Source organism: Thioclava dalianensis (genome assembly GCF_000715505.1).
Lineage (GTDB): Bacteria > Pseudomonadota > Alphaproteobacteria > Rhodobacterales > Rhodobacteraceae > Thioclava > Thioclava dalianensis.
The window spans coordinates 201,666-224,134 of the sequence record NZ_JHEH01000002.1 but is presented as its reverse complement, the minus strand read 5'-3'; the positions used below and the strand labels follow the sequence as shown (position 1 = coordinate 224,134).

Genomic DNA, 22,469 nt, shown 5'->3' with positions numbered 1-22,469 from the left:
GCCAGTCGCGCCCGGTAGGTTAGGCCCCGGCATCGGTGAGCTGTGACATCTCTTCGTCCGACAGGGTCAGTGTTGCGGCCCGCGCAAAGCTTTCGACCTGCGCCACGCTGGTGGCAGAGGCAATCGGTGCGCTGACCCCTTCGCGCGCAATGAGCCAGGCCAGCGAGACTTCCGCGCAGGTGACATTCTTGGCCGAGGCCACATCATCGAGCGCTTCGAGAATCCGCTCGCCCCGCGCGTCGAGATACTTCTCGACCATGGCCCCACGCGCGCGGCCTTCCAGATCGTCCTTGGAGCGGTACTTCCCGGTCAGAAACCCGGCGGCGAGGCTGAAATAGGTCACGACGCCGATCTCGTTCTCGCGGCACAGATCGCGCAAGGGCCCCTCGAAACTGTCGCGCTTGTAGAGATTGTATTCGGGCTGGATCACCTGATAGCGGGGCAGGCCGGTGTCGCGCGCGACCTTCAGCGAATGGGCAAGCTGTTCGGCATCGTAATTTGATGCACCAATCGCCCGGATCTTGCCCGCGCTGATCAACTGGGTATAGGCGCCAAGCGTGTCGGCCTCGTCAGCCTCGGCATCGGGCCAATGCGAGAAATAAAGATCCACCGTTTCAAGATTGAGCCGCTTGAGCGAGCGGTCGATAGCCTGCGAGATCCATGTCGGCCCAAGCCCCATTTCGCCCGGCCCGCCCATATCCGAGCCGACCTTGGTAAACAGCGTGATCCGCCCGCGCATCCCCGGACGCGCCGCGAACCAGCGCCCAAGCACGGTCTCGGACTCGCCGCCCGAGTGACCCTCGGCCCAGCGGGAATAGACATCGGCCGTGTCGATCGTATCAAAGCCATGATCGACAAAGGCATCGAGGACACGAAAGCTCGTGGCTTCATCGGCGGTCCATCCAAGGACATTGCCACCAAAGACGATCGGGCTGATCGAAAGCCCTGTGGTTCCGAGAGGTCTGCGCTGCATCCGGGTGCTCCTGCGATCTGGTTCGAAATCGAGGCGTCGGGGGCGTCTTCGTGTCCGAGGGGCAGTCCCGGACGCCGCGTCTTTCTCTTCACCTAGGGCAGTTTGGGCCAAAGACAGGGGGAAACTGCGAGATCGCAGGCTATGGCCCCCCAAAATATCCGCGCCGCGACTTTTTGAAAGTTTTTTGAGGGGTGGTGCATCCAAAGCCGTCCTTGCGTGAGTCTTCAGTATATCAAGGCCGCAGATTGCCTGCGGTCCGATACGCAAAAGGATCGATATCATGACCAAGATGACTTCCGCGCTTTCGCTCGCTGCCCTGATGGCTACCACCACCTTCGCATTCGCTGAAAGCCACGGTGATCATGGCCTGACCGCGATTGCGCTTTCGGGCGACAACATGCTGCACATGGTCGACGCCAAGACTGCGACCGTCACCGGCTCGATGGCCGTCGATGGCGCTGACAAGCTGCTCGGCATCGACCTGCGCCCCGCCACCGGTCAGCTGATCGGTGTGACCGATGGTTTCGAGATCGTCGAGATCGACCCCGCGACGGGCAAGGCGACCGTGCTGTCCAAGATGGACAAGGAACTGCCGATTGAGGCCGGTGCGCCGGTGATCGTCGATTTCAACCCGATGGCCGACAAGCTGCGCTTCATGTCCGGCACGACCAACCACCGCGTCGATATCGAAAGCGGCGCTGTGACGGTCGATGGCAGCCTCGCCTATGAGGACAAGGACATGCATGCAGGCGAAATGCCCGCCATCGCAGCCGCCGCCTATATTAACTCTTATGGCAAGCCAGACAGCACGGCGATGTATGACATCGACAGCACGATCGTGGCCTTGATCCAGCAGATCTCGCCCAATGACGGGACGCTGGCCGCGATTGGCAAGCTGGGCATTGACGGCTCCGAGCCCTATGCGTTCGACATCGCCACCGATGCCGAAGGGATGAACACTGCATGGCTGGTGTCGGGCGGGATGCTCTACAATGTCTCGCTTGAGACCGGCAAGGTTGGCGATAGCTGGGAGCTGAAAGGGGCCGATGGCGCGTCTGTGCGCGACATCACCTTCATGACCGCCAAGCACGACATGTAAGCAGATCAAGCGCCCGGGCCGGGGGAAGACCTGCGGCCCGGGCGCAAGACGCGAATGATGCCGATGAAAGATACGTGGGCCACGCCGAGCGCAACACACGATTTGACAGGGGCGGCCCCGATACGTAACCCTTTGCGCGAGGGCGCGACATGTCGTTGCGCGCAGGAGACCCGCCCGACCGTGACGGACCATGCCGCCTTGATCAAAGCCTGTGCGACAGGGGATCGATCCGCGCTCAAGCATCTGATGGATGCCGAGGGTGGACGGATGCTGGGCGTCGCACGTCGCATGCTGCGCCGTCAGGATCTTGCCGAAGACGCGGTGCAGGAATCCTTTGTTCTGACATGGCGCAAGGCGCATCAGTTTGATGAGACACGCGGCTCTGCCAAGGGTTGGCTCTATACGATCTTGCGCAATAAGTGCCTGACTTTGCTGCGCAATGCGGATCGCGAGATCCATATGGACCCGGCGGATCTGGAGCGCGAGGGCGATGCCACCGTGCTTGAGGCCGCGTTTGACCGACTGGATCAGGCGCATGATCTGCGCCTGTGTCTCGAAACTCTGGACCCGCAAAAACGCATGGCAATCCTGTCTTCCTATATCCTCGGCTACAGCCATGGCGAGATCGCCGGGCGCATGGACGCGCCGCTGGGATCCGTGAAGGCTTGGGTGCGGCGTGGTCTGCTCAAGCTCCGGGAGTGCCTGTCATGACGCAGCGCGCTTTGGAGGAACGGATCGACGAATGGGTGCTGGGGCTTGCGAGTGAGGCCGAGGCGCAGGCGCTCGAGGCGCTATGCGAGCGCGACGCCGAGGTGGCAGCTCGCGTCGAGCGGGTCCGTGCCCGGTTTGCCGCGCTTGACGAAACCGCCGAGCCGCTCTCAATTCCCGCGGATTTCTGGGATCGGATCGAGGCTTCTCTTGAGGGCGCGCCCGAGGAGATGACGCAAAGCGCGCCGCTTGAGCCCGCGCCGCCCGCCTCCGCCGAGGTGATCGAGCTGGCACCGCTGCGCCGGGCCGCGACACGCTGGCGCGCGGTTGCGCTGAGCGGGGTGGCTGCGGCGCTGTTGATGGTCGCTGTGCTTGGCGCCACGCTGATGACGCCGACGCAGCCCGCCGTCGTGGCCGTGCTGCTCGATGCGCAGGGCCAGCCGGTCGCGGTGATCGACGGGCGTAAGGATAACACGACCTTGGTGACGCTGCTTGAGGCCGCCAATGTGCCGGGCGGGCAGGTGATGCAGGTCTGGACGAAGCCGCGCGACGACGGCCCACCCGTGTCGCTGGGCCTGCTGGATCCGGGCGCATCGCGCACGCTCTCGGGCGAAAACCTGCCGCCGCCGCATCCCGATCAGCTCTATGAGATCACTTTCGAGCCCTCGGGCGGATCGCCCACGAACCTGCCAACCGGCCCGATCTACGGCAAGGGCTTTGCCAAATCGCCAGTCTACTGAGCCGTTTGGGCGGGCAGGGGCAGCCCGTCCGCGTCCTCCCCTGTATCGAAATCGATCCGCATCTGCGCGTAGCGCGGCAGGAGCCATGCCGCCCACAGCGCCGCGCGGTCGGTGACCTCTACCGACAGATCGTGACGCGCGGCCAGAGCGCTGAGCTGGGCTGCCATCCGATGCGGCGGCTCGGACCATGTGCCCGCTGGTTCCGGCGCGCTGGGCGGGGACAGGGAGAGCCCCTCGCCGGGTGTCGCCTGACCGCCGAGCGACAGCGTTTGCGCGCTGCGCGCCCCGTCGCTCTCGCTGCGCCGCGCCAGACGATCGCGCACGGACCAAGTCAAATCACCCAGCAAGCCGGGCGCGCGCAACAAAAGTCCTGCTACGCGGGACATCTTGCGGGCCTTGATCGCGTCGACAAGATGCAGATAGCGCTCTTGATGGCGCAGATGGGCGCTGCGCGCCCGGCCCGCCTCTTGCAGCGCGCGTGGGGCATCAGAGAGCGAAAGCCGCTCTTGAGCGGCGATCATCGCGGCGATCGAGGCCGCGCTCAGCCGGTAGGACAGTGAGGCCGAGTGCCTGCGGTATAGATACATCGGGTCCGGCAGCATCACCCAGCGATGCCCCGCCATTAGCAGGCGCAGGTAGAGATCCAGATCCTCGGCGATGCTCAGCGAAGTGTCATAGCGCATCTCCCCCAGCGCTGCGCGCGCAATCAGGGGCTTGAGATAGCCGAATTTCGGAAGCGTGGGATCTGCGCCTTCCGAGGCCATCAAGCGCGCTGCGTCCAGCATCTGCGGCGCGTCGAGGTCCAGCGCCTGAAGCAGGGTGCGCCCGCTCGCAGCCTCCGTCTCGCCGAAAAACACCAGATCATCCGAGACGATTTGAGCCCCGCTCTGTCCTGCCGCCGCCAGCATCCGGCGCAGGCGGTCGGGATGGATCACGTCATCGCTGTCCATGATCGCGACCCAGTCGCCTGTTGCGGCCTCAAGCGCGCGATTGCGCGCGGCCGCCGCGCCCCCATTCGTCTCGGCCTCGATCAGGATGACCCGGGGATCGCGTGCCATCGCCGCGCGGATCACGTCGAGCGACCCATCTCCCGAGGCGTCGTCCGAGATGATCAGCTCGAGCCTGTCATGCGTCTGCCGCAGCACCGAGTCGATGGCGGCGGACAAATGCTGCACTGCGCGAAAGTTCGCCATGATGACGGAGATCAACTGCATCGTGCCTTCCCTCTGTGCCCCTCGAACCCTAGCCTGTTCGCGCAGCTTTGGCGTGGCCTTGCAACGGACATGATCGCCCATGCTGTGAGGTGCCTGTTTATTGTGCAGATTGTCGCTATTGCCGCACGTTCTAGCGAATTTGGTATCACTCAAAACACGAATCGGCGGATATGACGAGGACGAACGGAAAAGGGGTCTGTTATGACCACGAGGATTAGGACCGTTCTGGGTCGGGGTCTGCGGGCCGCGAGTTTTCTGATGCTATGCGGCCTCCCCGGCATGAGCATGGCGCAGGATTCGATCCGGAAAACACCGCTCAACGAGACATTCCAGCGGCTGACACCGGATTTCTGGTATATTTCCGATGGCTGGAGCAATGGCGCGCATCAAAACTGCACTTGGTCGCGCAAGGCAGTGGGCATCGGCCCCGATGGGCTGACGCTGAGCTATCTGCCGCCCGCGACGGCCGGCGGGAAGGCTTTGTGTGGCGAGATCCAGACCAAGCCGCGCTTCCTCTACGGGACGTTTGAGGCGCGGATCAAGACGCAGGTGGCCTCTGGACTCAACGCGGCGTTCTTCACCTATATCGGCCCGGTGCATAACCAGCCCCATGACGAGATCGATTTCGAACTGCTCACGCGTTACCCCTCGAAGGTCTGGGTCAATCGCTACGTGTCTGGCAAGGATTTCGGCGAGGGGCGGCTTGAGGATCTCTCCTGCCCGATCAATGAGGCGTGGCATGATTTCGCCTTCACTTGGACGCCCGACAGCCTGCGCTGGTATATTGACGGCAAGCTGGTGCGCAGCGAGACGCAGAACATCCCCAGCCATCCGATGAAGATTTATTTCAGCCATTGGGGCACCGATACCCTGTCCGACTGGATGGGCAAGTTTGAGATGCCCGCGGCCCCGGTTGTCATGCAGATCAAATCCCTGACCTACACGCCTTTGGGGACGACATGCGCCTTCAAGGGCTCCATCACCTGCGCTCAGCCGTGATCCCGGGCCTGCCGCATAACCGGGCCTTTCACCCGATCAGCGGGCGCGCCGTGCGATGGCCTGATACGAAGGCCTACACAATCGGCATCTGCCCCAATGCTGTGCTTTTCGGGACAGCCCTCGTGGCGCTCGATTATATCAGCAAATTCAACAGCAAGGCGGCGTTGCTCTTTCTCGTGGCAACGCTGCTCTTCGTTCTGCGCCGCCCGAAAGAGATCCTGAGCGAGGTCTATGCGGCGCGCGCCTTGTGGCTGCTGGTGGGCTGGTGCCTGTTGTCGGTGTTCTGGTCGAACTATCCCGATGTCACATTGCGCTATGCGATCCAGCTTGCCTTTACCTTCGCAATCGGGATTTCAGCGGGCTACAGGATGTCGCCGACCAATCTCCTCAAGGCTGTCATGGTCTCGGGAATCATCATGTGCCTTGGCTGCTTTGTCTTTGGCCGGGTGCGTGGGGATGATGGCGCATGGCTTGGGATCTTCGCCTCCAAGAACGCGCTATCGCAGGCGGCAACGGTCGTGTTCGTGGCCAGCAGCGCGCTACTTTTGGGCTCGCGCACGTGGCGCCTCGCGGCGGTGATCACCTTTCTGATGAGTGCCTTTTTGCTGCTCAAGGCCGATTCCGCGGGCGGGACAATCGCAATGCTGGTGACGCTGTCGCTGCTCGTGATGATCCGGTCCTTGCGCCGCACGACGCCGTGGCAACGGGTATTTCTGGGCTTTTCCGCGATCTTGCTCACCCTGACCACGATCCTGCTGGTCAGTGGATTTTTCACGCAGCTATCCGATCTGCTTCTTGAGCTGACGGGCAAGGACGCGACGCTGACCGGACGGACCGATCTGTGGCGCGTGGCCTTTGGGCAGATCGCCGAGCATCCGCTTCTGGGGCAGGGGTTCAAGGGGTTTTGGGTGATTGGCAATCCGCTGGCAGAGGAGCTTTGGGCCCAGTTTGGCATCTCCACGCGGACCGGCTTTCACTTCCACAACACCCTGATCTCGAACGCGGTCGAGATCGGCTTGATTGGCGTCATCCTTCAGGCGGGGCTGATTTTCTACGCTCTCTGGGGTGCGCTGCGCTGGGCAATTGAAGATCCCTGCGCCGAGGCGCTGTTTGTTGCGGGGTTCATGCTGCGCCAGCTGATCTTGATGAATACCGAACTGGTCGCGTTCAACCAGTTCATGACGGTCACAGTGCTGACGGTGCTGTCTGTTGTGCTGGTGCAGCGTCGGAATCAGGCCCGCTGGCAAGAGCGCGCGCAACGGACCGCCGTCTGAGTAGGTAGCCGGCCCCATCTGCCACAAAAACAGGCATTAATTTCGACGGCGTGTTGAAAATGATGACAAACGGGCGGATGCGCGCCTTCTCGCTCACTTAAACGCTGTGCAAGCTTGTTTGTCTGTTTGCAGGTGCAGAAACTGCTACGAGGTGCAGTGGGGTTTGCAAGGGGCGCAAGCCTCGATGCGCGGCGTCGCGCGATGCTGCAATGGGTGAAGGAGAAGACGTGCGAATACTCTATCTCGCACATGATCTCGACGATGCGGCAATCTGGCGGCGTGTGGCCATGCTGGAGGCGGGCGGTGCCTCTGTTTCGGTTGCCGGGTTTCGTCGGGGCAGCGGGGCGCTTGAGCGGCCCGCGCTTGTTCTCGGGCAGACTGCGAATGGCCGGATGGTTGCCCGGATGCGCTCGGTCGCAGCACTTGTGCCGCAGATTCGCGCCCGTCTTGAGGCGTCTGGGGTCGAGACACCCGATCTCGTTTTGGCCCGGAACCTCGAGATGCTGGCGCTGGGGCGGTCCTATCTGCGCGGTCGTGCGGCGATCCCGCTGATCTATGAGCTGCTCGATATTCACCGGTTGATGATCGGGCAGGGCCGCGTGGCGCGTGGTTTGCGCAAGATCGAGGCGTGGCTGATGGCGCGCTGCGCTTTGGTTCTGGTCTCGTCGCAAGGCTTCGTGCGCCACTATCTTGAGCGCTACCGTCAGCCTGCGCGCGCCGTGGCGCTGGTCGAGAACAAGCCGCTGATGCTGAACGGTCCGGGGCCCGCGACGGCTCGCACCGCGCCGATCACCCCAAATTGCATCACGATTGGCTGGTTCGGTATTCTGCGCTGCCAATGGACGCTTGAGACGCTGGATCTTTTGACCCGCCGCCATCCGGGACGCTTCCATATCGTGCTGCGCGGCAAACCGGCGCTCGATGTGTTGCCGAAATTTCATGAGACCGTGGCAGATAATCCAGACATGTCTTTTGAGGGGGCGTATCGCTGGCCTGATGACCTGCCCGAGATTTATTCCGCCTGTGACATGGCGATGTTGATCGATCGCTACGACGCTGGCGCCAATTCCGATTGGCTTTTGCCCAATCGCCTGTATGAAGGCTGTCTGTTCGGTGCTGTGCCGATTTCGCTGAGCGACACAGAGCTGGGGCACTCTCTTGCCGCGCGCGGCGTCGGATTGCGCGTGACGTCTCCCGAGGCGACGATCGATTCGCTGGCCGCCGTCACGCCGGAGGCCTTGGCGGGGCTGCGCGCGACACTGGCGGGCCTCCCGCGCGAGACTTGGTATGCCGATGCGACGGACTGCGCCGATCTCGTAGAACGCCTGCGTGAATGTCTTCCTACCCAAGACGCGGCTGATCCGCCGCAAAAATATGTCGCCTGAAACAGGGGAAAGGGATCGATCTTGAAAACGCTGGTTGTCATTCCGACGCTCAATGAAGCCGAACATATCGCACAGACCATCCATGGGCTGCGCGGGTTTGTGGGGCGCCATCCTGCGCTGGTCGTGGTGGTCGATGGTGGCTCTCAAGACAGCACCCGGGCGACGGTCAAGCGAATGCAACGCGCTCGCCCGTGGCTGCATCTTCTGGACAATCCCGAGCGCTATCAATCGGCGGGGATCAACCGGGCTGTCGCGCAATATGGCAATGATTGCGAACTGCTGATCCGCATCGATGCCCATGCCGATTATCCAGCGGATTTCTGCGACATTCTGGTGGCCGAGGCCGAGGCGCAATCTGCCGACAGCGTTGTCGTCTCGATGCGCGCGGTGGGCAAAACACCGCTGCAAAAGCTGATCGCGGAGGCGCAGAATTCGCGCTTTGGGAATGGCAGCGCGGCCCATCGCAACGCAAGCGACGGGCGTTGGGTCGATCACGGGCACCATGCGCTCATGCGCCTGCCGGTCTTCAATATCGTCGGCGGCTACGACCCGAGCTTCAGCCATAATGAGGATGCCGAGCTGGATTACCGGCTGCGCCTTGCCGGGCATTCGATCTGGCTGACCGCAAAGACCGAGATGGAGTACCATCCGCGCCAATCCATCAAGCCGCTGATGCGCCAGTATTTCTTTTTCGGGCAGGGGCGGGCACGCAATTTCGCCAAGCACCACGCCCGCCCGGGGGCACGCCAATGTCTGGTGATGGCGCTTGTGCCCGCCTTGCTGCTGACGGTTTTCGTGCCGTTCAGCGCGATCTTTATCTGGCCGCTTCTGGTCTGGGTTCTTGGGTGTCTCGTGGCGGGGCTGTCACTCGCGATTGCGCATAAGGACCATCGCAGCCTTGCCACCGGCTTTCTCGCGGGGCTGATGCAGGTCTCGTGGTCGGCGGGCTATTGGGTGCAAGTCCTGCGCCAGCGGTTCACCCCGAGCCGGGGCATCTGATGACCTCCGAGGCCTGCGACATCATCATCGGCATCTGCACCTTTCGGCGCGCCCATATCGCGGCGACGCTGCAGTCTCTGGCTGCGATCGAGCAGCCATCGGAGGCCGCGCTCTCAGTGATCGTCGCGGATAATGATATCGAGCCCAAGGCGCGCGCGGAGATCGAGGCGGTGCTCGCAGGGCTGCCATTTCCCGGCACCTATCTTCATGCGCCCTCGCAAAACATCTCAATTGCGCGCAATGCGATCCTCGATGCAGCGCGAGCACGTGGGGCCAAGGCGCTGGTCTTCATCGATGATGATGAGACGGTCGAGCCGGGATGGTTGGTCGCGTTGTGGCACGGCTGGCAGGCGCGGGGCTCTGCCGCGGTGATCGGCCCGGTGCGCGCGCATTACGCAAAAGATGCGCCGCCATGGATGGTGCGCGGCGCGGTGCATGATACTGTCGCGCGCTGCGATGCGCAGAGCCGTGCGCAGACCGGGTACACCTGCAACACGTTGATTTCGCTTGAGGATGACGCGCTGCGCGATCTGCGCTTCGATCTGTCGCGTGGGCGCAGCGGCGGTGAGGATACGGTCTTCTTCGATCAGATCCGTAAGCGGGGCGGCGAAATTTTCTACACCGATGCGGCTGTCGTACATGAAACGGTCCCGCCCGAGCGCGCGCGGCTGAGCTGGCTTTTGGCACGCCGCTACCGGATGGGGCAGACCCATGGACGCCTGCTTTGCGCGGGCGCGGGCGGCGGTGCGCGGCTGAAACATGCACTGGTGGCAGGTGCCAAGGCGCTGGCCTGCGGTGGGCTTTACGTGCGCCATCTGGGCGCGCCGCTGGGGCGGAATACGGCGCTGACACGCGGGGCGCTCCATATCGGCGTGATCTCTGCATGTTTGGGCAATGAGGAAATAACTCTCTATGGTGCCTCTGGTGACGCGCCCGAGACTGAAGGGGCGCGGACATGACAAAATTGCGATTTCAGATCGGGGATAGTCCGAATTCCATGACACCACCCACCCGCCATGAACCCGATCCGATTGATCTGTCGCGTCTGATCTCGGCGCTGCGCCGTAGGCGGCGTGTGATCTTTGTCTGTGTGGCGGTCTGGATCGTGCTGGGGATCGTCTATCTCGCGACGACGCCGCGCTATTACTACGCGGGGTCGTCGATCCTGCTCGATAGCAATATCAGCCGCACGATCCAGCAGGTCTCGCAATCCGAAGATCTCTCCACGAATGAGTCCGCGCTCGAGAGCGCCCGGCTGGTCATTACATCCGATGACGTGGCCAATCGGGTGGCGGCGCAGTTGAACCTGCAAGACAATCCGTCCTTCACCAACCCGCCGCAATCGCTGCTGTCAAAGGTGATGGGCACGGTGATGGGGGCGATCAAAAAGCCCATCGGCTGGCTGCGCGGGGCCCCGCCCGAGGCGACAACCGGAAGCGCGCCCAGAACCCCGCTCACGCCCGCGCAGATCACCGAGCGCCAGCAAGAGGCGGTGGCCCGCTACTTGCAGCAAAACGTGCGCGTGGGTCGGATCGGGCGCAGCTCTGCCTTTTCGATCTCGTTCAAATCGAACGATCCGGTGCTTGCGGCCAATGTCGTGAATGCTTTTGCCGATGTCTATATTTCGGACGTGCTCAACGCCAATTACAGCGCGACGGAGCGGATGACGGAATGGATGCAGGGTCGGTTGAGCAATCTGCAGCAGGATGCCCAGAAGGCCGCCGAAGCCGCCGAAACTTTCCGCGTGCAAAATGGGCTCGTGACGACCCGTGACACCACGATTTCGCAGGATTCCGTCGTCAATCTGAACTCCGATCTGTCGAATGCCGTCAGCGATGCGGCGCGGGCCAAGGCGCAGGTCGTGGCCTTGCAGGCGGCGGTCGATGCGGGGCCGGACGCGTTGATGAAAGGCGTGCCGGGCGGGCTCTCGCCGGATGGCTCTGCCAAGTTTGACGGGTTGCAGCGCAGCCTGTCCAACGCGATTGCCAACTTTGACCGGATCAAGGCCCAGCTTGGCCCCGACGATCCGCAACTCGCGCCCTATAAGGCGCGTCTGCAAGAAAGTGCGACCCAGCTTTACGGCGAGATCAAACAGCTATTGGCACAGGCTAAGGGCGAGGAACGCCTGTCCGAGGCCCGCGTGCAGGCGCTGCGCGATAGTGTTCAGGGGGCGGTAGACACGGATGCCAGCTCTGGCTCGGCGCAGGTGCAGCTGCGTGCGCTGGAACAACGCGCCCAGACGCTCTCGACGCTGTATCAAACCTTCCTTGCGAAGTTTCAGCAGATCGATCAGCAAAAGAGTTTCCCGGTGTCGAATGTGCGGATGCTGTCTCGGGCCGAGCCGCCCAAAGCCGCAGCCGGGCCGCGTGCGCGTTTCGTCTTGGCCTTCACGATCCTTGTGGGGCTGATGATGGGGCTTGTGCTGGCCGCGATCGGCGAATGGCGCGACCGCTGGCTGCGTACGGGCGATCAGCTGGCCGAGAGCGTCGGGGTGCCGTTCCTTGGCTACCTGCCGATCTATCGCACGACCGACCGCCCCGGCCTTGTCAAAGGGATGCCGCAAACGCCTGCGCGGGGGCAAGTTCCCCTGTCCAGACCGGGCGAGGCGTCGCGTCAACTGGCACGCATCAGCGGACGCTCCGCGATCTATGCACTGTCGCATCCGCGTTCGCTCTATACCGAGACGCTGCGCAATATTCGCCTTGCGATGCGTCTGTCCGACAGCTCTACAGACACCCGCATCCTAGGGATCACCTCGGCGCGGCCTGCGGAAGGCAAGACCTCGACATCGCTCAATCTGGCCGCGGTGATCGCATCGACCGGCGCGAGCGTCTTGCTGATCGATGCCGATGCGCATCGTCAGGGGCTAAGCCGTGTTCTGGGGCAGACCACGGGGGCGGGTCTGCTTGAGGTGTTGACCGGGGTGGCAAGCTGGCGTTCGAGCACGAAGGAAATTGGCGATACCGGCGTCGAGTTCCTGTCCTGTCCGACACCGGAGGGATTCGTGCAGGCCAGCGAAATGCTTGGCGGCGAGGGGTTCCGGCGCTTCCTGCACGAGCTGCGCGGGGAGTATGACTATGTCCTGCTCGATCTACCGCCGCTTGGGCCGGTCGTCGATGTGCGCATCGTGATCGGAGAGCTGGACCAGCTTTTGTTCGTCGCAGAATGGGGGAAAACCACGCGCGCGCTGCTGAGATCATTGATCAGCTCGCATCCCAAGATCCCGGAAAAACTGCTCGGCGTCGTTCTGAGCAAGGTCGATTTGACGCAGCTGCGTGACTACGTCGACAGTGAAGATAGCGTTAACTACCTGGAAGAATACGGAGATTATTTGCAGACCGGACACAGCTGATCAAGCTTATGGAACCGCGCGCGGTTTCGAGGTTCATTTTTGTGTCAGCTTTGTGTAGGGTGACCTTAGCGTAACGACGGCGAGTCTGCGTTTGCCGGGGGGGAATTTGTGAATTTTTCATCCTTCATCAGAGGCCTTTTGGCGTTTATCGCTGTGCTTTGCGTGGTCTGCGCGCTGGCAGGGTTCGGCTTTTGGACCATCGTTACATTGGCCCTCGCGGCGCTCGTTCTGGCGCAATTCCTCTATCTTGGATGGATTGCCGTGATGGCTCGGGGCGAACAGCGCTCCCGCGAGGAGGTCGATCCGGTGCGGCGCAAGGTGAGCTCGGGCAGTGTCATCAAGACCCGGCATGACGAGGCCCATTAAGCCTCAGTGGCTCTCGCCGGTTTTGAGCGGAACCACATTCTCATAGCCTTCATGCTGCAGCATCAGGCGGAACGTGCCGTCCGGGCGCGCCATCAGCTCCGGCCCGCGGCCGTCCTCGACTACGCGGCCGTCCTTCAAAGCATAGATGTGATCTGCAAAGCGCACCATCGAGGGGCGATGCGCGATGGTGACCACGGTGGTGCCGCTTCGCGCGATCCGTTTGACCGAATGCGCGATACAGTCCTGCGCCTGCCAGTCCAGCGCGCTGGTGGCCTCATCGAGCACCAGAAAGGCCGGTTTGCGCAGGAAGGCCGCCGCCAGCGCAATCCGCTGCCGCTGACCGCCTGATAGCAAAACGCCGCGATCGCCGATCCGCGTTTCAAGCCCCTCGGGCAGTTCCCGAACGAAAGCATCAGCATTGGCCATCTCAAGCGCGTGCCAGATCTCTGTATCTGCGAGCTGCCCATGTGCGCCGCCTTCGAGATTGGCGCGCACAGAGCCGTGGATCAAGAAGCTCTCCTGCGCGACATAGGCGGTCTGTTCGCGCCAGCCGCGCAGGGCTTTGGCGTCCAGCACGGTGCCGTCGACGCTCAGTGTGCCGGATTGCGCGCGGATCAGCCCCATCAACAGATCCGCCACCGTGCTTTTCCCCGAACCGGAGGCGCCGATCAGGGCCGTGACTTCGCCTGCGCGGATGGTGAGCGACAGCCCGTCCAGTGCGGCGCGCGCGCTATCCTCGTAGCTGTAAGACACGTCTTGAAGCTGGATCGAGCGCGCCAGCGGCGGCACATGTGTGGCCTCGCCTGCAGAGTCGTCCTGCGCTGCGGTCAATTTGCGCGACAGCGTGCGAACGTGGCGCCATGCGGGCAGCGAGACCAGCAATTGCTGGGCCTGTCCCTGAAGGCCCAAAAAGCGCGGCGCGATGCGCATCGCGACAAGCAAAAGGGCCACGATACGCGTCAGATCCAGCCCAGCCCAGGTGATCGCGAGAAAGATGAAAGCGGCGGCCCCGGTCGTCAGAGACAGCTGAAACAGGCCCGATCCGGTCGCGTTGGAGCGTGTGAACTCGCGGGTGTCGTGTTTGGTCTGATCGAGCGAGGCTGCGAAAGCATCGAGGTGGCGCGCCTCCCGGTTCGAGGCGCGTGCGCTTTTCAGGCCACCCAAGAAATCCGCGACGGTGCGGAATTGCTCCATCCGGCGGCTTTGCAGCCGATGGCCGAAACGCGCGGCCCGGCGCCGAAAGGGGCGCATCACCAGCAGCGCCACCGTCCCGAAGCCCAGCGTGATAAGCGTCATCGGCCACGAAATCGCAAGGCAGACCGCGAGGTAGATCGCAAGACCGATCATCGCCTGCAGGATCGAGAGCACGTAGAAGGCGCACATGTAGATCCGCTCGATCTCGCCGGTGAGCGCATGCTCCAGCTCGGCCCCGCTCATCCGGCTGACCCGGTCCCAGCGCGCCTTGGAGAGCGCGCGGAACAGCGACAGCCGCTGACGATTGGTGAAATCCAGTAGCACATCGCTGAGATAGACGCTCTTGCCGCGATTGAAGAGCATCTGAAACACCGCAAGCCCGACGAAGATCAGCAGTAAGGTCGGTAGCCCGATGCTCCAGTCCGGCAGGTTGAGCGCGCCAATATGGTGCTGCCCCAGCTCGATCCGACCCAGCCCGCCATCGGATTGCGATAAAAGATGCAGGACCGGCAGCAGAAGCAGCACCGAGAGCCCTTCGGTCAGGCTGCCCAGAACCAGCAAAACCAGCGCGATCCAGAACCGCCCCGCCCCAGTGGCACGCAGCTCGCGGATCAGGCTGAGCGCGTTTCTAAGCGCCTCGCCCGGGGCAAGCGGTTCGGGTTGAGGCGGGGCGGGGGCGCGTGTCATTCGCTGCGATCTTCCGATTGGGTGTCCAGATCGCGCCGCAAGGCAGGTGCAAGCGTGTCGAGCCGGTCGATGCCGCAGGGCAGCTCGAGCCGGCGCAGAGGGACGCTGCGGGCCAGCATGACGGCACCCTGAAAGTGGCGTGCGGCCAGATCCCCGGTCATCCCGTCCTTGCCGAAGCGGACCGCGTAGGAGAAATCGAGAACGGCGGAGATCCGATCCTGCAGGGCAAGCGGGCTTAGCTCCGGGATCTCGCCGCGTCCGCGCGAGAGCAGGCAGAGCCGGGCTGCGGGGATCGGTGCGCGCGCAAGCAATTCGGGCACCATCACGCGCACCTTGTCGATCTGTTCATGGACCTGCGGACGGGCCTGCCAGTCCTGACCGGGCAATTGATGCGAGAGGTTTTCCTGGGCCAGCTTGACCTGCCCGAAGCCCGGCCAGATCAACCCCGTCGCAGGATCGATGGCGACCAGATCATCGGCCAGCAGGCGCGCGCCCGCCCGCAGCAATGCGGCACTGCTGGAGGACTTTCCCGTGCCCTTGTCGGCCATCAGCACGATGCCCTGACCGTCAAGATCGACAGCGCTGGCATGGAGCACGAAATAGCCGCAGCGGCGCAGGCATTCTGAGAGCACCGGGCCAAGCAACGGAAAGGCGATCAAATCGTCGCTCACATCGGGGGCCGGATCGACCAGGATCGTGCGCCCGCCATCGCAGACCTCGAATGCGCCCACGGTCTGCCACCAGAACCGCACGCCTTCAGGGCCAAAGGCCGTCCATGTCGGCAGATCGCGCACCCCTGCGGGCAGCTCAATCGCGCGGCGGTGAATGCGCACCGAGCCGTCCTCGGGCAGCGCGTCGGGACCGGCGGGCGAAAGCTCGGGCAGTTCGATATCGGACAGGAACAAAAGCCCGTAGCTTTGGTAGCGATGCATGGGGCCTCGAGCGGTCCCTGCGTGCCGTTCCAATTGCGCAGCTACCTGACCAAAATTACTCATGCCCGTCCCTCATATGCCAGTGTTTGTCGAGTTGCGCTCAGGCGCATGAGCCATTGCTCAAGCCAGAACACGCGCCACAGCCTGCGCATCGCGGTCGTATCGGATGGATCTTGCGTCAGTCGCGCGGCCAGCGCGCTGAGCGCATCGGGGGCGACATAGCCCTCAAGAACCTCAGGCATTGCGCCTTGGTAGCGGCTCAGATGGCCGTGCGGATCCGCGCGCAGACCGCGCATCAGATTGGGGGTGAAGTCGGTCTTGTCCGGGCGCAGCCGCACGCGATCGGGCAAAATGCCCTGCATCGCCGCGCGCAAGGGCGCCCGGGTGCGGCCTTGCGCGATCTTCGCCGCGTCCGGCTGACCCAAAGCGATGGCTACGACCTCGCGGTCATAGAACGGGAAGCGCAGCTCGATCCCCTGCGCAGAGGCCGCGCGGTCGAAGAACTCGAACGCATCCGCCGTGCCCGCATTGGAAAGCAGCGCCGCGTGAAAGCGTTGATGCTCTGGCAGATGGGCGTGGGTGTCGCGCAGGGAGGTTTGGATATTCGCAACAATAGCGCTGCGCTCGGCCAGATCGGGATCGACCAGCGCGCGCCAGCTCAGCGTGTCGGGCCGCTCGGCGCGTCCCAGACGCCGCAACGCGCCGCGCAAGGGGCGGGGGGCGTGATGGCCGAGCAATTCCAGCATCAGCCCACGGGGGCCGCGCGGATCGCCGCTAAAGCGGGCATGGGCGCGGCAGGCGAGATAAAGCGCCGCCCAGTTCCCGTTGCGCGCCAGCGTATCGAGATGCCATGTGCCCATGCCGATCACCTCGTCGCCGCCATGCCCGTCGAGCACCGTGCGCATCCCATCCTGAGCCAGCCTGCGGTGCAATTGGCGCGTGGTGACATGGCCAAGGCCCAGAACAGGCTGATGATGCTCGTCGAGAAGCGTGTCGGGGTCATCGAACGCGCCGCCGATCAGCGCGGGCAGGTCGATCCCCTCGATATTGCCCGTCTCCCGCAGCGCGTCGATATAGACCCCCTCATCCATCTCCGGCATCCCCGGAAAGCGCAGCGAATAGGCCGGGACTGGGCGCGCCGCGTGATCTGCCGCCAGCCGCGTGATCGAGCCGGAATCCAGCCCGCCGCTCAGCAGGCAGGCGGTGCGGCCCCGCATTCTGCGGGTAACGGCACGGCGCAGCGCCTCGGCCAGAGCCTCGGGGGCATCGCGCGCGGACAGCTCGCTGGCCTCAAGCTGCCACCATTGCCGCATCAGAACGCTCCCGCGCTCGACGATCATCATATGGCCGGGTGGCAGGCGCTGCACATCCGCATAAGCGGTCCGCTGCGTGTCGAAGGTTCGGTCGGTCAGGTATTCCGCGATCCAAGCGGCGTCAGGGCGGGCGGGCTGAGATCCGAGCTGCGCGAGCGGGTAGGGCGCGCTGGCCACGCAGATCAGATCAGGATCGACCCGATACGCCACGGGTTTCACACCGAACCGGTCGCGCACAACGATCAGCCGTGCGCTGCGCGGATCCCACAGACCGAAGGCAAACTCGCCCTCGATCCGCGCGATGGCGTCGAGGCCCCAGCGGGCATAGGCCTGCAAGATCGCCTCCGCATCCCCGCGATAGGCCGCGCCCGCTTCCTGCGCGAGCTCCCGTCCGTTGATGATTGCAAGATCGCCCGTCAGCAGCGTGCCGTGATCCTCGGCCTGCCACGGGCCCAGACCGGAGGGCCCTTGCCCGGCACTGTCGAGATAGAGGTGGCTCATCGCAACCTTGCCGTCGGTCTTCTTTGCGATGCCATCGGGGCCGCGATCTGCCATCGCGGCGGTGACCGCCTGCAACAGGCTTGGAAGCTGCGCGGGATTGCCTGACAGCATCTGGCAGATCGCAAAGCCGCTCATTTCGAAACGGCCCTCAGGGTGCGGCCCTCTGCCGGGCGGCTGCGGTCCGGGGGCACGAAGAATTGGTGGGTGCGCAACATCTCGGCAGAGCCTCCGAGCACGATCTGTCCCTCATGCAGCAGCCAGGCATGGGGGCGAAACGCATCGCCTTGCCCGGCGGGCAGCGAGAGCCGCAGGTCACTGGCAACGCCGCGCTGCGCGAGCAAATATTGCCCGGCAAGCGCCTGCGTCAGACAGCTTGCCACCGGCACGAGGCGCGCGGCGGCACCAACCGACCATGCAATTTCGCGCAGATGGTGATCGCAGTTTTGCGGCGCGCCGGACGGGACCTGCGCACAGAGTGCCGCATTGCGGGCCCGCCAGATATCGGCGCGGTTCAGGCTCAGCGCGATACGTACGCGCAGGACCGTTGCAAGCGCGACCAGTCCCAGTTGCAGCTTATGCGCAACGGTTCGTCCGCGCGCGAGGTCGAAAATCACTGGACCGGCTCAATCAGATTCTGGGCGTGTAGCTCTGAGAGCAAGGCAGCGATATCGGCGGCACACACTTCGGGCGTGACATCATACGCCTCTGTCACAGCCGTGATCATCTCGTCGCGATTGCCCGCGCGCGCGATGACCTCCCAGACGACAGCGCCTACGGCATCAAGGCTGAAATATTGATTCGAGCGCATGTCGAGCACGGCAAGTCCATCGCCGTAGGAACACACGACACAGTCCTTCGCGGGCCGGTAGCCCTGAATATCTTGATCGAGCATTTTAGAATTTCCCCATGGCATCTGCCCGAGGCGGCAGAGGCCGCCTCGAACAGTCATTTCTCAGACCTTACGAGAAGGTGAGATCGCCGAAGTCGGTCCCGGACGGGAAAGCCGCGTCCAGCGACGAACCGGTCGAAGCGCCATGGGTACGGGCTTCAAGCTTACCGTGCTTCTGCAGCATCGGGGTGGAGTAGGTTTTCTTTTGCATCTGAAATTCCCCCTTCAGGATTTAAGATTCAAGTCGTTGGCTTTTGCCAAGATAAATGCTTCCGAGACTGGGGGAGATCTGTCAACGTGACCAAAAGATTCTCAGGAATACCTTACCCGATTTTACAACCCTAAATTGCATTGGTAACGAGATTGTTTTTATTTTCGCACCATTGGGAGATTCAAAAAAATACCTGTTTAAAAAACGGGCACATTTGAAAAAAATATGACTTAAATAATTCACATACAGGGGCAAAACGAATCGCTTATTCCGAATCAAATTTCATCGATTTATGGTGACCTGAGACGACCAGCTTCGTGGGAGCGAACAATTGCCTTACACGCCCGAACAATTCAAAAACGTGCGCGCCTATGAGTGTGAGACTGAGGTTCGGTATCTGACGGCCTTGGCGTCCCAGGTTTTTGGCGGCGTTGATGCGGGAAAGACGCATCCGGGGCTTGACCCGCAGCGCCTCTTCGATGTCGCGCGGCTCAACAAGATGCTGGCCTTTCTGCCCGCACGCGCTGAGGCGTTGCCGCCGGGCTGTGCGGGGCTCGCGCCGAAAGTCGATCAGGTGCGCCTGCGGATCTTGGCGCTCAATCGCCGTGGGATCGTGAGCGGTGCGGCCGTGTCACGCTGTCTGGCCCGCGCAGAGATCCCGCATGTTCATTTCAAAGGGCCGCTCCAGCAGATAGCGCTTTATGGCAGCTATCTTCAGAAGCCCTCGGGCGATATCGATATCCTCGTGCACCCGGCCCATCGCAAACAGGCCGCAGAGCTGTTGCGCGAGCTGGGATATGACGAGACCGAACGCGCGATGTCGCTGTGGTGGACGCGGTTTCTCAGCGAGATCCATCTGCGCGACCCGGAGAGCGGCATCGTCGTCGATCTGCATCACGGGCTTCAGCAGGCGGGCCTGCCAAGACCCTATAATCTTGAGGGATTCTTGCAGCGGCGCTCCGAGCTTGTGTTCGAGGAGATGACTTTTCAGGTGCCCTCACCGCTGGATCGGTGTTTGCTGGCCGCGATCTCGATCAGCAAGGCAATGCTGGCGCGTGAGCCCGCGCTTGGCAATGTCACCGATATGCGCGCCGCGTTGCACAGCCTGACGCCTGCCGATCACACTGCCCTTGCGGGTCACGCGGCGCAGAACGGGATGGCGGGCACCTTGGCGCTGGCGATGCGGGCCGTGCACAGTGTTTTCCCTGAGCTGCCGCGCACGCCCGCGCTGTCACAGGCGATTTTTCCTGAGGTTTCAGAGGCGGATTTGCGCCGTATGCTCTGCACCCCTTGGATCGAGGGCTTGTGCTGGCCGCGCCGTCGGCATTTCCTCAAGGCGCTGTGTGGTCCCGGATTGCCCCGGTTCCTCCGCGAAAGCCTGCGAGCCGGGCTGTCCGAGCTGTCACATAAGGCGATCAGCTCGTGGAATGCCGGCGCGTTGAGACAACAGGAGAGCAAGCCATGAGCGCGACTGTCTGTGTGATCATCCCGGCGCATAATGCGGCGGCCACGATTGGCGATTCGGTGCGTTCGGCCCTTGCGCAGCCCGAGCTTGCCGAGCTGCTCGTCGTCGATGATGCTTCAACCGATGACACGAGCGAATGCGCCCGCGCGGCGGCGGGGGGCGATGCGCGCCTCACGGTGCTGCGCCAGAACAGCAATATCGGCCCCGCCGCCGCGCGCAATCTCGCAATCGCCGCCTCGCGCGCGCCGATCCTCGCGATCCTCGATGCGGATGACTACCTGCTGCCGGGGCGCTTCGCGGCGCTGTTGGCGCAGTCGGATTGGGACATGATCGCCGACAATATCGTCTTTGTGCCGGAGAGCCGCGCGGATCTGATCGCCCCCGATGAGCTGCCAAGCGCCTCGGACGGGCCGCTTTCAGGTCTGGGTCTGGCGGAATTCGCGATCGGAAACCTGCCAAGGCGGGGCGTGTCTCGCGGCGAGTTGGGCTTTCTCAAGCCTTTGATTTCTCGGACATTCATCGAAAAATACGCGCTTGGATACGATCCCGCGCTGCGATTGGGCGAGGATTTTGACCTATATGTCCGCATGCTTGCGGCGGGCGCGCGGTTCAAGGTCAGCGCGCGGGTCGGATATGCCGCCCGGGTGCGCGCCAATAGCCTCAGCGGTCAACATCGCACCCATGATCTCGGAGGGTTTTTGGCGGCTGCCCGGGCGCATCTTGCGCTTCCGGGCCTTGAGCCGCAGGCACGCAGCGCCCTTGAGACCCATGCCCGCAGCCTGCGCAATCGCTATCTGCTGAGCGCGTTTCTAGAGCGTAAGAGGGCGGATGGCTTTGGGGCGGCGATCCAGTTCGCGCTCGCCCCGCCGCAGAATTTCATGCCCATCGCGCGGGGCGTTTTGCGCGACAAGATCCGCGTTGTGATCAAGCCCAAAGTGGTGGAGCGGCGCTACCTGCTGCCGGTCGGTTAGGGGCCCAATCAGCCCGCGACCTGTTTCGGGTCGAGGCCGATCGTGAGGATGTCACCGGGTTTGAGAACGGTGTCGAGATCCGCCTCGATTGGCTTGGCCTCGCCACGCCGACGCAGTGTGACATGCACATAGGCATCGGGATCCTGCGCGGCACCAAGCATCGCCACGAGCTGCTCTTGCAATACGCGTTTGGTCTGGGTGTCGGCGAGTTTGGCCTGCGCCGTCTGCAACTGCCCCAAAAGGTCCGCCGAGCGCCCTTCAACGGCTTCCAGCCGGTCAGCCTCGGCTTTCGCAAGATCTTGTTTTGCCCGCAAAATAGAGGTCTGAACGTCCAAGCTCTGGGTCTCGATCAGCGACAGGGCACGCTGCGCATCAAACTGTCGGGAATTGACGGCAAGGCCGCGATCCGCAAGCTGGGTCATCGCGTCTTGCTGCTTCTGGGCCAGCGTACGTTGCTCTTCGAGCACTTCGGATTTCTTGTTCAGCGAGTCGATCTCGCTGTTGAGATTGTTGATGCGCCCCGCGATCAGCGTCAGCGACCGCTTGGTTTGCTCCTGATGGAGTTGCAGCAGGTTCGTCTCCTGCGTCTGAAGCATCGTGCCATGTGCGCCGCTCAGCAGTAGCGGCGGGAATTCGATTGTCTCTGCGCCCGTGCGCTCGGCCTGAAGGCGAGCGACGCGCATCGCCAGTTCGTCTTCGCTTTGGCGCAAACCTTTGAGATCGGCCACCGCCTGTGCCTGAGTGCGCATCGGATCTGAGGCGGACAGGCCCGAGAGCGGCACGCCGCCCGCCATCGCCATCGCCATGCGCGCCGTGAGCCCGTCTTGATAGACCTGCGGGCCACTGTCACGCACAAGGCCTGTCACGAGAACGGGCGGGCGCTGGGAGATCGTCACGGTCACAGAGGGCGGAGTTGCGAGGGCCAGTTGCCGCAACAATCCCGTCGCGATGGTCTGCCCGAGTGCATCCGGGGACATGCCGGCCACGGGCATAAGGCCCAGAAATGGAACGGATATCTCACCATCAGTGTCGACGCTGAACGCGGTGGGCATGGATTGCCAAGGCTGCACGCGCCCGGTGGTTGAATCCCAATCGACGATTGAGATCGTCAGCTGGTCCTCGGGGGCAATCGTGGCAGAGAGCGCCGAGCCTGCGAACAGCACGGAGGCGAGGAGGGCAAGACAAAGATGTTTCATG

General features: G+C 63.2%; 21 protein-coding genes. 12 read left to right on the top strand and 9 right to left on the bottom strand.

Features of this window, described 5'->3' with window-relative positions:
* Positions 1–19: 19 nt before the first annotated feature.
* Positions 20–973 (bottom strand): aldo/keto reductase, encoded by a 954-nt coding sequence (locus DL1_RS02755; protein WP_038062067.1) that lies wholly within the window; start codon positions 971–973, stop codon positions 20–22.
* 280 nt (positions 974–1,253) lie between these two features.
* Here DL1_RS02755 and DL1_RS02750 point away from each other — a divergent pair, with 280 nt between their 5' ends.
* The 3 genes from DL1_RS02750 (at position 1,254) to DL1_RS02740 (ending at position 3,520) form a co-directional block, all read left to right on the top strand.
* Positions 1,254–2,072, top strand: coding sequence for a DUF4394 domain-containing protein (locus tag DL1_RS02750; protein WP_038062065.1), 819 nt, complete (start codon positions 1,254–1,256; stop codon positions 2,070–2,072).
* A gap of 180 nt (positions 2,073–2,252) precedes the next feature.
* Positions 2,253–2,783, top strand: a complete 531-nt coding sequence (locus tag DL1_RS02745) for a sigma-70 family RNA polymerase sigma factor (protein WP_038062062.1) — start codon at positions 2,253–2,255, stop codon at positions 2,781–2,783.
* Complete coding sequence (locus DL1_RS02740) at positions 2,780–3,520, top strand: anti-sigma factor (protein WP_038062059.1); 741 nt, start codon at positions 2,780–2,782, stop codon at positions 3,518–3,520. Before DL1_RS02745 ends, DL1_RS02740 begins: the two co-directional genes overlap by 4 nt.
* Here the strand turns inward: DL1_RS02740 and DL1_RS02735 are convergent.
* Positions 3,514–4,734, bottom strand: a complete 1,221-nt coding sequence (locus DL1_RS02735; RefSeq protein ID WP_051693266.1) for a glycosyltransferase family 2 protein — start codon at positions 4,732–4,734, stop codon at positions 3,514–3,516. The two genes, DL1_RS02740 and DL1_RS02735, sit on opposite strands and share 7 nt — an antisense overlap.
* Before the next feature lie 201 nt (positions 4,735–4,935).
* Here DL1_RS02735 and DL1_RS02730 point away from each other — a divergent pair, with 201 nt between their 5' ends.
* The 7 genes from DL1_RS02730 to DL1_RS02700 all read left to right on the top strand — a co-directional run bounded on the left by DL1_RS02730 (position 4,936) and on the right by DL1_RS02700 (position 13,109).
* Positions 4,936–5,733: a family 16 glycosylhydrolase gene (locus tag DL1_RS02730; protein ID WP_038062056.1), complete on the top strand. Its 798-nt coding sequence runs from the start codon at positions 4,936–4,938 to the stop codon at positions 5,731–5,733.
* Positions 5,694–7,007: an O-antigen ligase family protein gene (locus tag DL1_RS02725; RefSeq protein ID WP_051693264.1), complete on the top strand. Its 1,314-nt coding sequence runs from the start codon at positions 5,694–5,696 to the stop codon at positions 7,005–7,007. Before DL1_RS02730 ends, DL1_RS02725 begins: the two co-directional genes overlap by 40 nt.
* A gap of 227 nt (positions 7,008–7,234) precedes the next feature.
* The gene (locus DL1_RS02720; protein ID WP_051693263.1) at positions 7,235–8,392 is read left to right on the top strand and encodes a glycosyltransferase family protein; all 1,158 of its coding nucleotides are present in this window, start codon (positions 7,235–7,237) and stop codon (positions 8,390–8,392) included.
* A 21-nt stretch (positions 8,393–8,413) separates the two neighbouring features.
* Entirely contained in the window at positions 8,414–9,391 is a 978-nt protein-coding gene (locus tag DL1_RS02715; RefSeq protein WP_074854712.1) for a glycosyltransferase family 2 protein, read from the top strand.
* Positions 9,391–10,350, top strand: a complete 960-nt coding sequence (locus tag DL1_RS02710; RefSeq protein WP_038062050.1) for a glycosyltransferase family 2 protein — start codon at positions 9,391–9,393, stop codon at positions 10,348–10,350. The genes DL1_RS02715 and DL1_RS02710 overlap by 1 nt, the downstream gene beginning before the upstream one ends.
* A 38-nt stretch (positions 10,351–10,388) precedes the next feature.
* Entirely contained in the window at positions 10,389–12,743 is a 2,355-nt protein-coding gene (locus DL1_RS02705; protein ID WP_162178730.1) for a Wzz/FepE/Etk N-terminal domain-containing protein, read from the top strand.
* Positions 12,744–12,881: 138 nt separating this feature from the next.
* On the top strand, positions 12,882–13,109 hold the full coding sequence (locus tag DL1_RS02700) for a hypothetical protein (RefSeq protein WP_038062044.1): 228 nt from the start codon (positions 12,882–12,884) through the stop codon (positions 13,107–13,109).
* Between the two features lie 3 nt (positions 13,110–13,112).
* Here DL1_RS02700 and DL1_RS02695 read toward each other — a convergent pair whose 3' ends face one another.
* The 6 genes from DL1_RS02695 to DL1_RS21490 form a co-directional block, all read right to left on the bottom strand.
* Positions 13,113–14,990, bottom strand: coding sequence for an ABC transporter ATP-binding protein (locus DL1_RS02695; RefSeq protein WP_051693262.1), 1,878 nt, complete (start codon positions 14,988–14,990; stop codon positions 13,113–13,115).
* The gene (locus DL1_RS02690) at positions 14,987–15,922 is read right to left on the bottom strand and encodes a hypothetical protein (protein ID WP_038062042.1); all 936 of its coding nucleotides are present in this window, start codon (positions 15,920–15,922) and stop codon (positions 14,987–14,989) included. Before DL1_RS02690 ends, DL1_RS02695 begins: the two co-directional genes overlap by 4 nt.
* Positions 15,923–15,981: 59 nt before the next feature.
* Positions 15,982–17,871 (bottom strand): asparagine synthase-related protein, encoded by a 1,890-nt coding sequence (locus tag DL1_RS02685; protein ID WP_038062039.1) that lies wholly within the window; start codon positions 17,869–17,871, stop codon positions 15,982–15,984.
* A complete protein-coding gene (locus DL1_RS02680) occupies positions 17,868–18,350 on the bottom strand; it encodes a lasso peptide biosynthesis B2 protein (RefSeq protein WP_051693261.1) in 483 nt (160 codons plus the stop codon). Before DL1_RS02680 ends, DL1_RS02685 begins: the two co-directional genes overlap by 4 nt.
* Entirely contained in the window at positions 18,347–18,628 is a 282-nt protein-coding gene (locus DL1_RS02675) for a PqqD family protein (RefSeq protein ID WP_051693260.1), read from the bottom strand. Before DL1_RS02675 ends, DL1_RS02680 begins: the two co-directional genes overlap by 4 nt.
* Positions 18,629–18,695: 67 nt before the next feature.
* The gene (locus tag DL1_RS21490) at positions 18,696–18,836 is read right to left on the bottom strand and encodes a putative RiPP precursor (protein ID WP_143081600.1); all 141 of its coding nucleotides are present in this window, start codon (positions 18,834–18,836) and stop codon (positions 18,696–18,698) included.
* A 406-nt stretch (positions 18,837–19,242) separates the two neighbouring features.
* Here DL1_RS21490 and DL1_RS02670 point away from each other — a divergent pair, with 406 nt between their 5' ends.
* Both DL1_RS02670 and DL1_RS02665 read left to right on the top strand, forming a co-directional pair.
* Complete coding sequence (locus DL1_RS02670; protein WP_143081599.1) at positions 19,243–20,301, top strand: nucleotidyltransferase family protein; 1,059 nt, start codon at positions 19,243–19,245, stop codon at positions 20,299–20,301.
* Positions 20,298–21,272, top strand: a complete 975-nt coding sequence (locus tag DL1_RS02665; RefSeq protein WP_038062036.1) for a glycosyltransferase family 2 protein — start codon at positions 20,298–20,300, stop codon at positions 21,270–21,272. Before DL1_RS02670 ends, DL1_RS02665 begins: the two co-directional genes overlap by 4 nt.
* Before the next feature lie 8 nt (positions 21,273–21,280).
* Here DL1_RS02665 and DL1_RS21140 read toward each other — a convergent pair whose 3' ends face one another.
* A complete protein-coding gene (locus DL1_RS21140) occupies positions 21,281–22,468 on the bottom strand; it encodes a polysaccharide biosynthesis/export family protein (RefSeq protein WP_038062033.1) in 1,188 nt (395 codons plus the stop codon).
* Between the last annotated feature and the right edge of the window lies 1 nt (position 22,469).

Coding starts and splice junctions, on each gene's coding strand:
- DL1_RS02750 (WP_038062065.1), top strand. CDS start 1,254: ATGACCAAGATGACTTCCGCGCTTTCGCTCGCTGCCCTGATGGCTACC.
- DL1_RS02755 (WP_038062067.1), bottom strand. CDS start 973: ATGCAGCGCAGACCTCTCGGAACCACAGGGCTTTCGATCAGCCCGATC.
- DL1_RS02740 (WP_038062059.1), top strand. CDS start 2,780: ATGACGCAGCGCGCTTTGGAGGAACGGATCGACGAATGGGTGCTGGGG.
- DL1_RS02730 (WP_038062056.1), top strand. CDS start 4,936: ATGACCACGAGGATTAGGACCGTTCTGGGTCGGGGTCTGCGGGCCGCG.
- DL1_RS02710 (WP_038062050.1), top strand. CDS start 9,391: ATGACCTCCGAGGCCTGCGACATCATCATCGGCATCTGCACCTTTCGG.
- DL1_RS02665 (WP_038062036.1), top strand. CDS start 20,298: ATGAGCGCGACTGTCTGTGTGATCATCCCGGCGCATAATGCGGCGGCC.
- DL1_RS02675 (WP_051693260.1), bottom strand. CDS start 18,628: ATGCTCGATCAAGATATTCAGGGCTACCGGCCCGCGAAGGACTGTGTC.
- DL1_RS02735 (WP_051693266.1), bottom strand. CDS start 4,734: ATGCAGTTGATCTCCGTCATCATGGCGAACTTTCGCGCAGTGCAGCAT.
- DL1_RS02685 (WP_038062039.1), bottom strand. CDS start 17,871: ATGAGCGGCTTTGCGATCTGCCAGATGCTGTCAGGCAATCCCGCGCAG.
- DL1_RS02705 (WP_162178730.1), top strand. CDS start 10,389: ATGACACCACCCACCCGCCATGAACCCGATCCGATTGATCTGTCGCGT.
- DL1_RS21140 (WP_038062033.1), bottom strand. CDS start 22,468: ATGAAACATCTTTGTCTTGCCCTCCTCGCCTCCGTGCTGTTCGCAGGC.
- DL1_RS02690 (WP_038062042.1), bottom strand. CDS start 15,922: ATGCATCGCTACCAAAGCTACGGGCTTTTGTTCCTGTCCGATATCGAA.
- DL1_RS02695 (WP_051693262.1), bottom strand. CDS start 14,990: ATGACACGCGCCCCCGCCCCGCCTCAACCCGAACCGCTTGCCCCGGGC.
- DL1_RS02725 (WP_051693264.1), top strand. CDS start 5,694: ATGCGCCTTCAAGGGCTCCATCACCTGCGCTCAGCCGTGATCCCGGGC.
- DL1_RS21490 (WP_143081600.1), bottom strand. CDS start 18,836: ATGCAAAAGAAAACCTACTCCACCCCGATGCTGCAGAAGCACGGTAAG.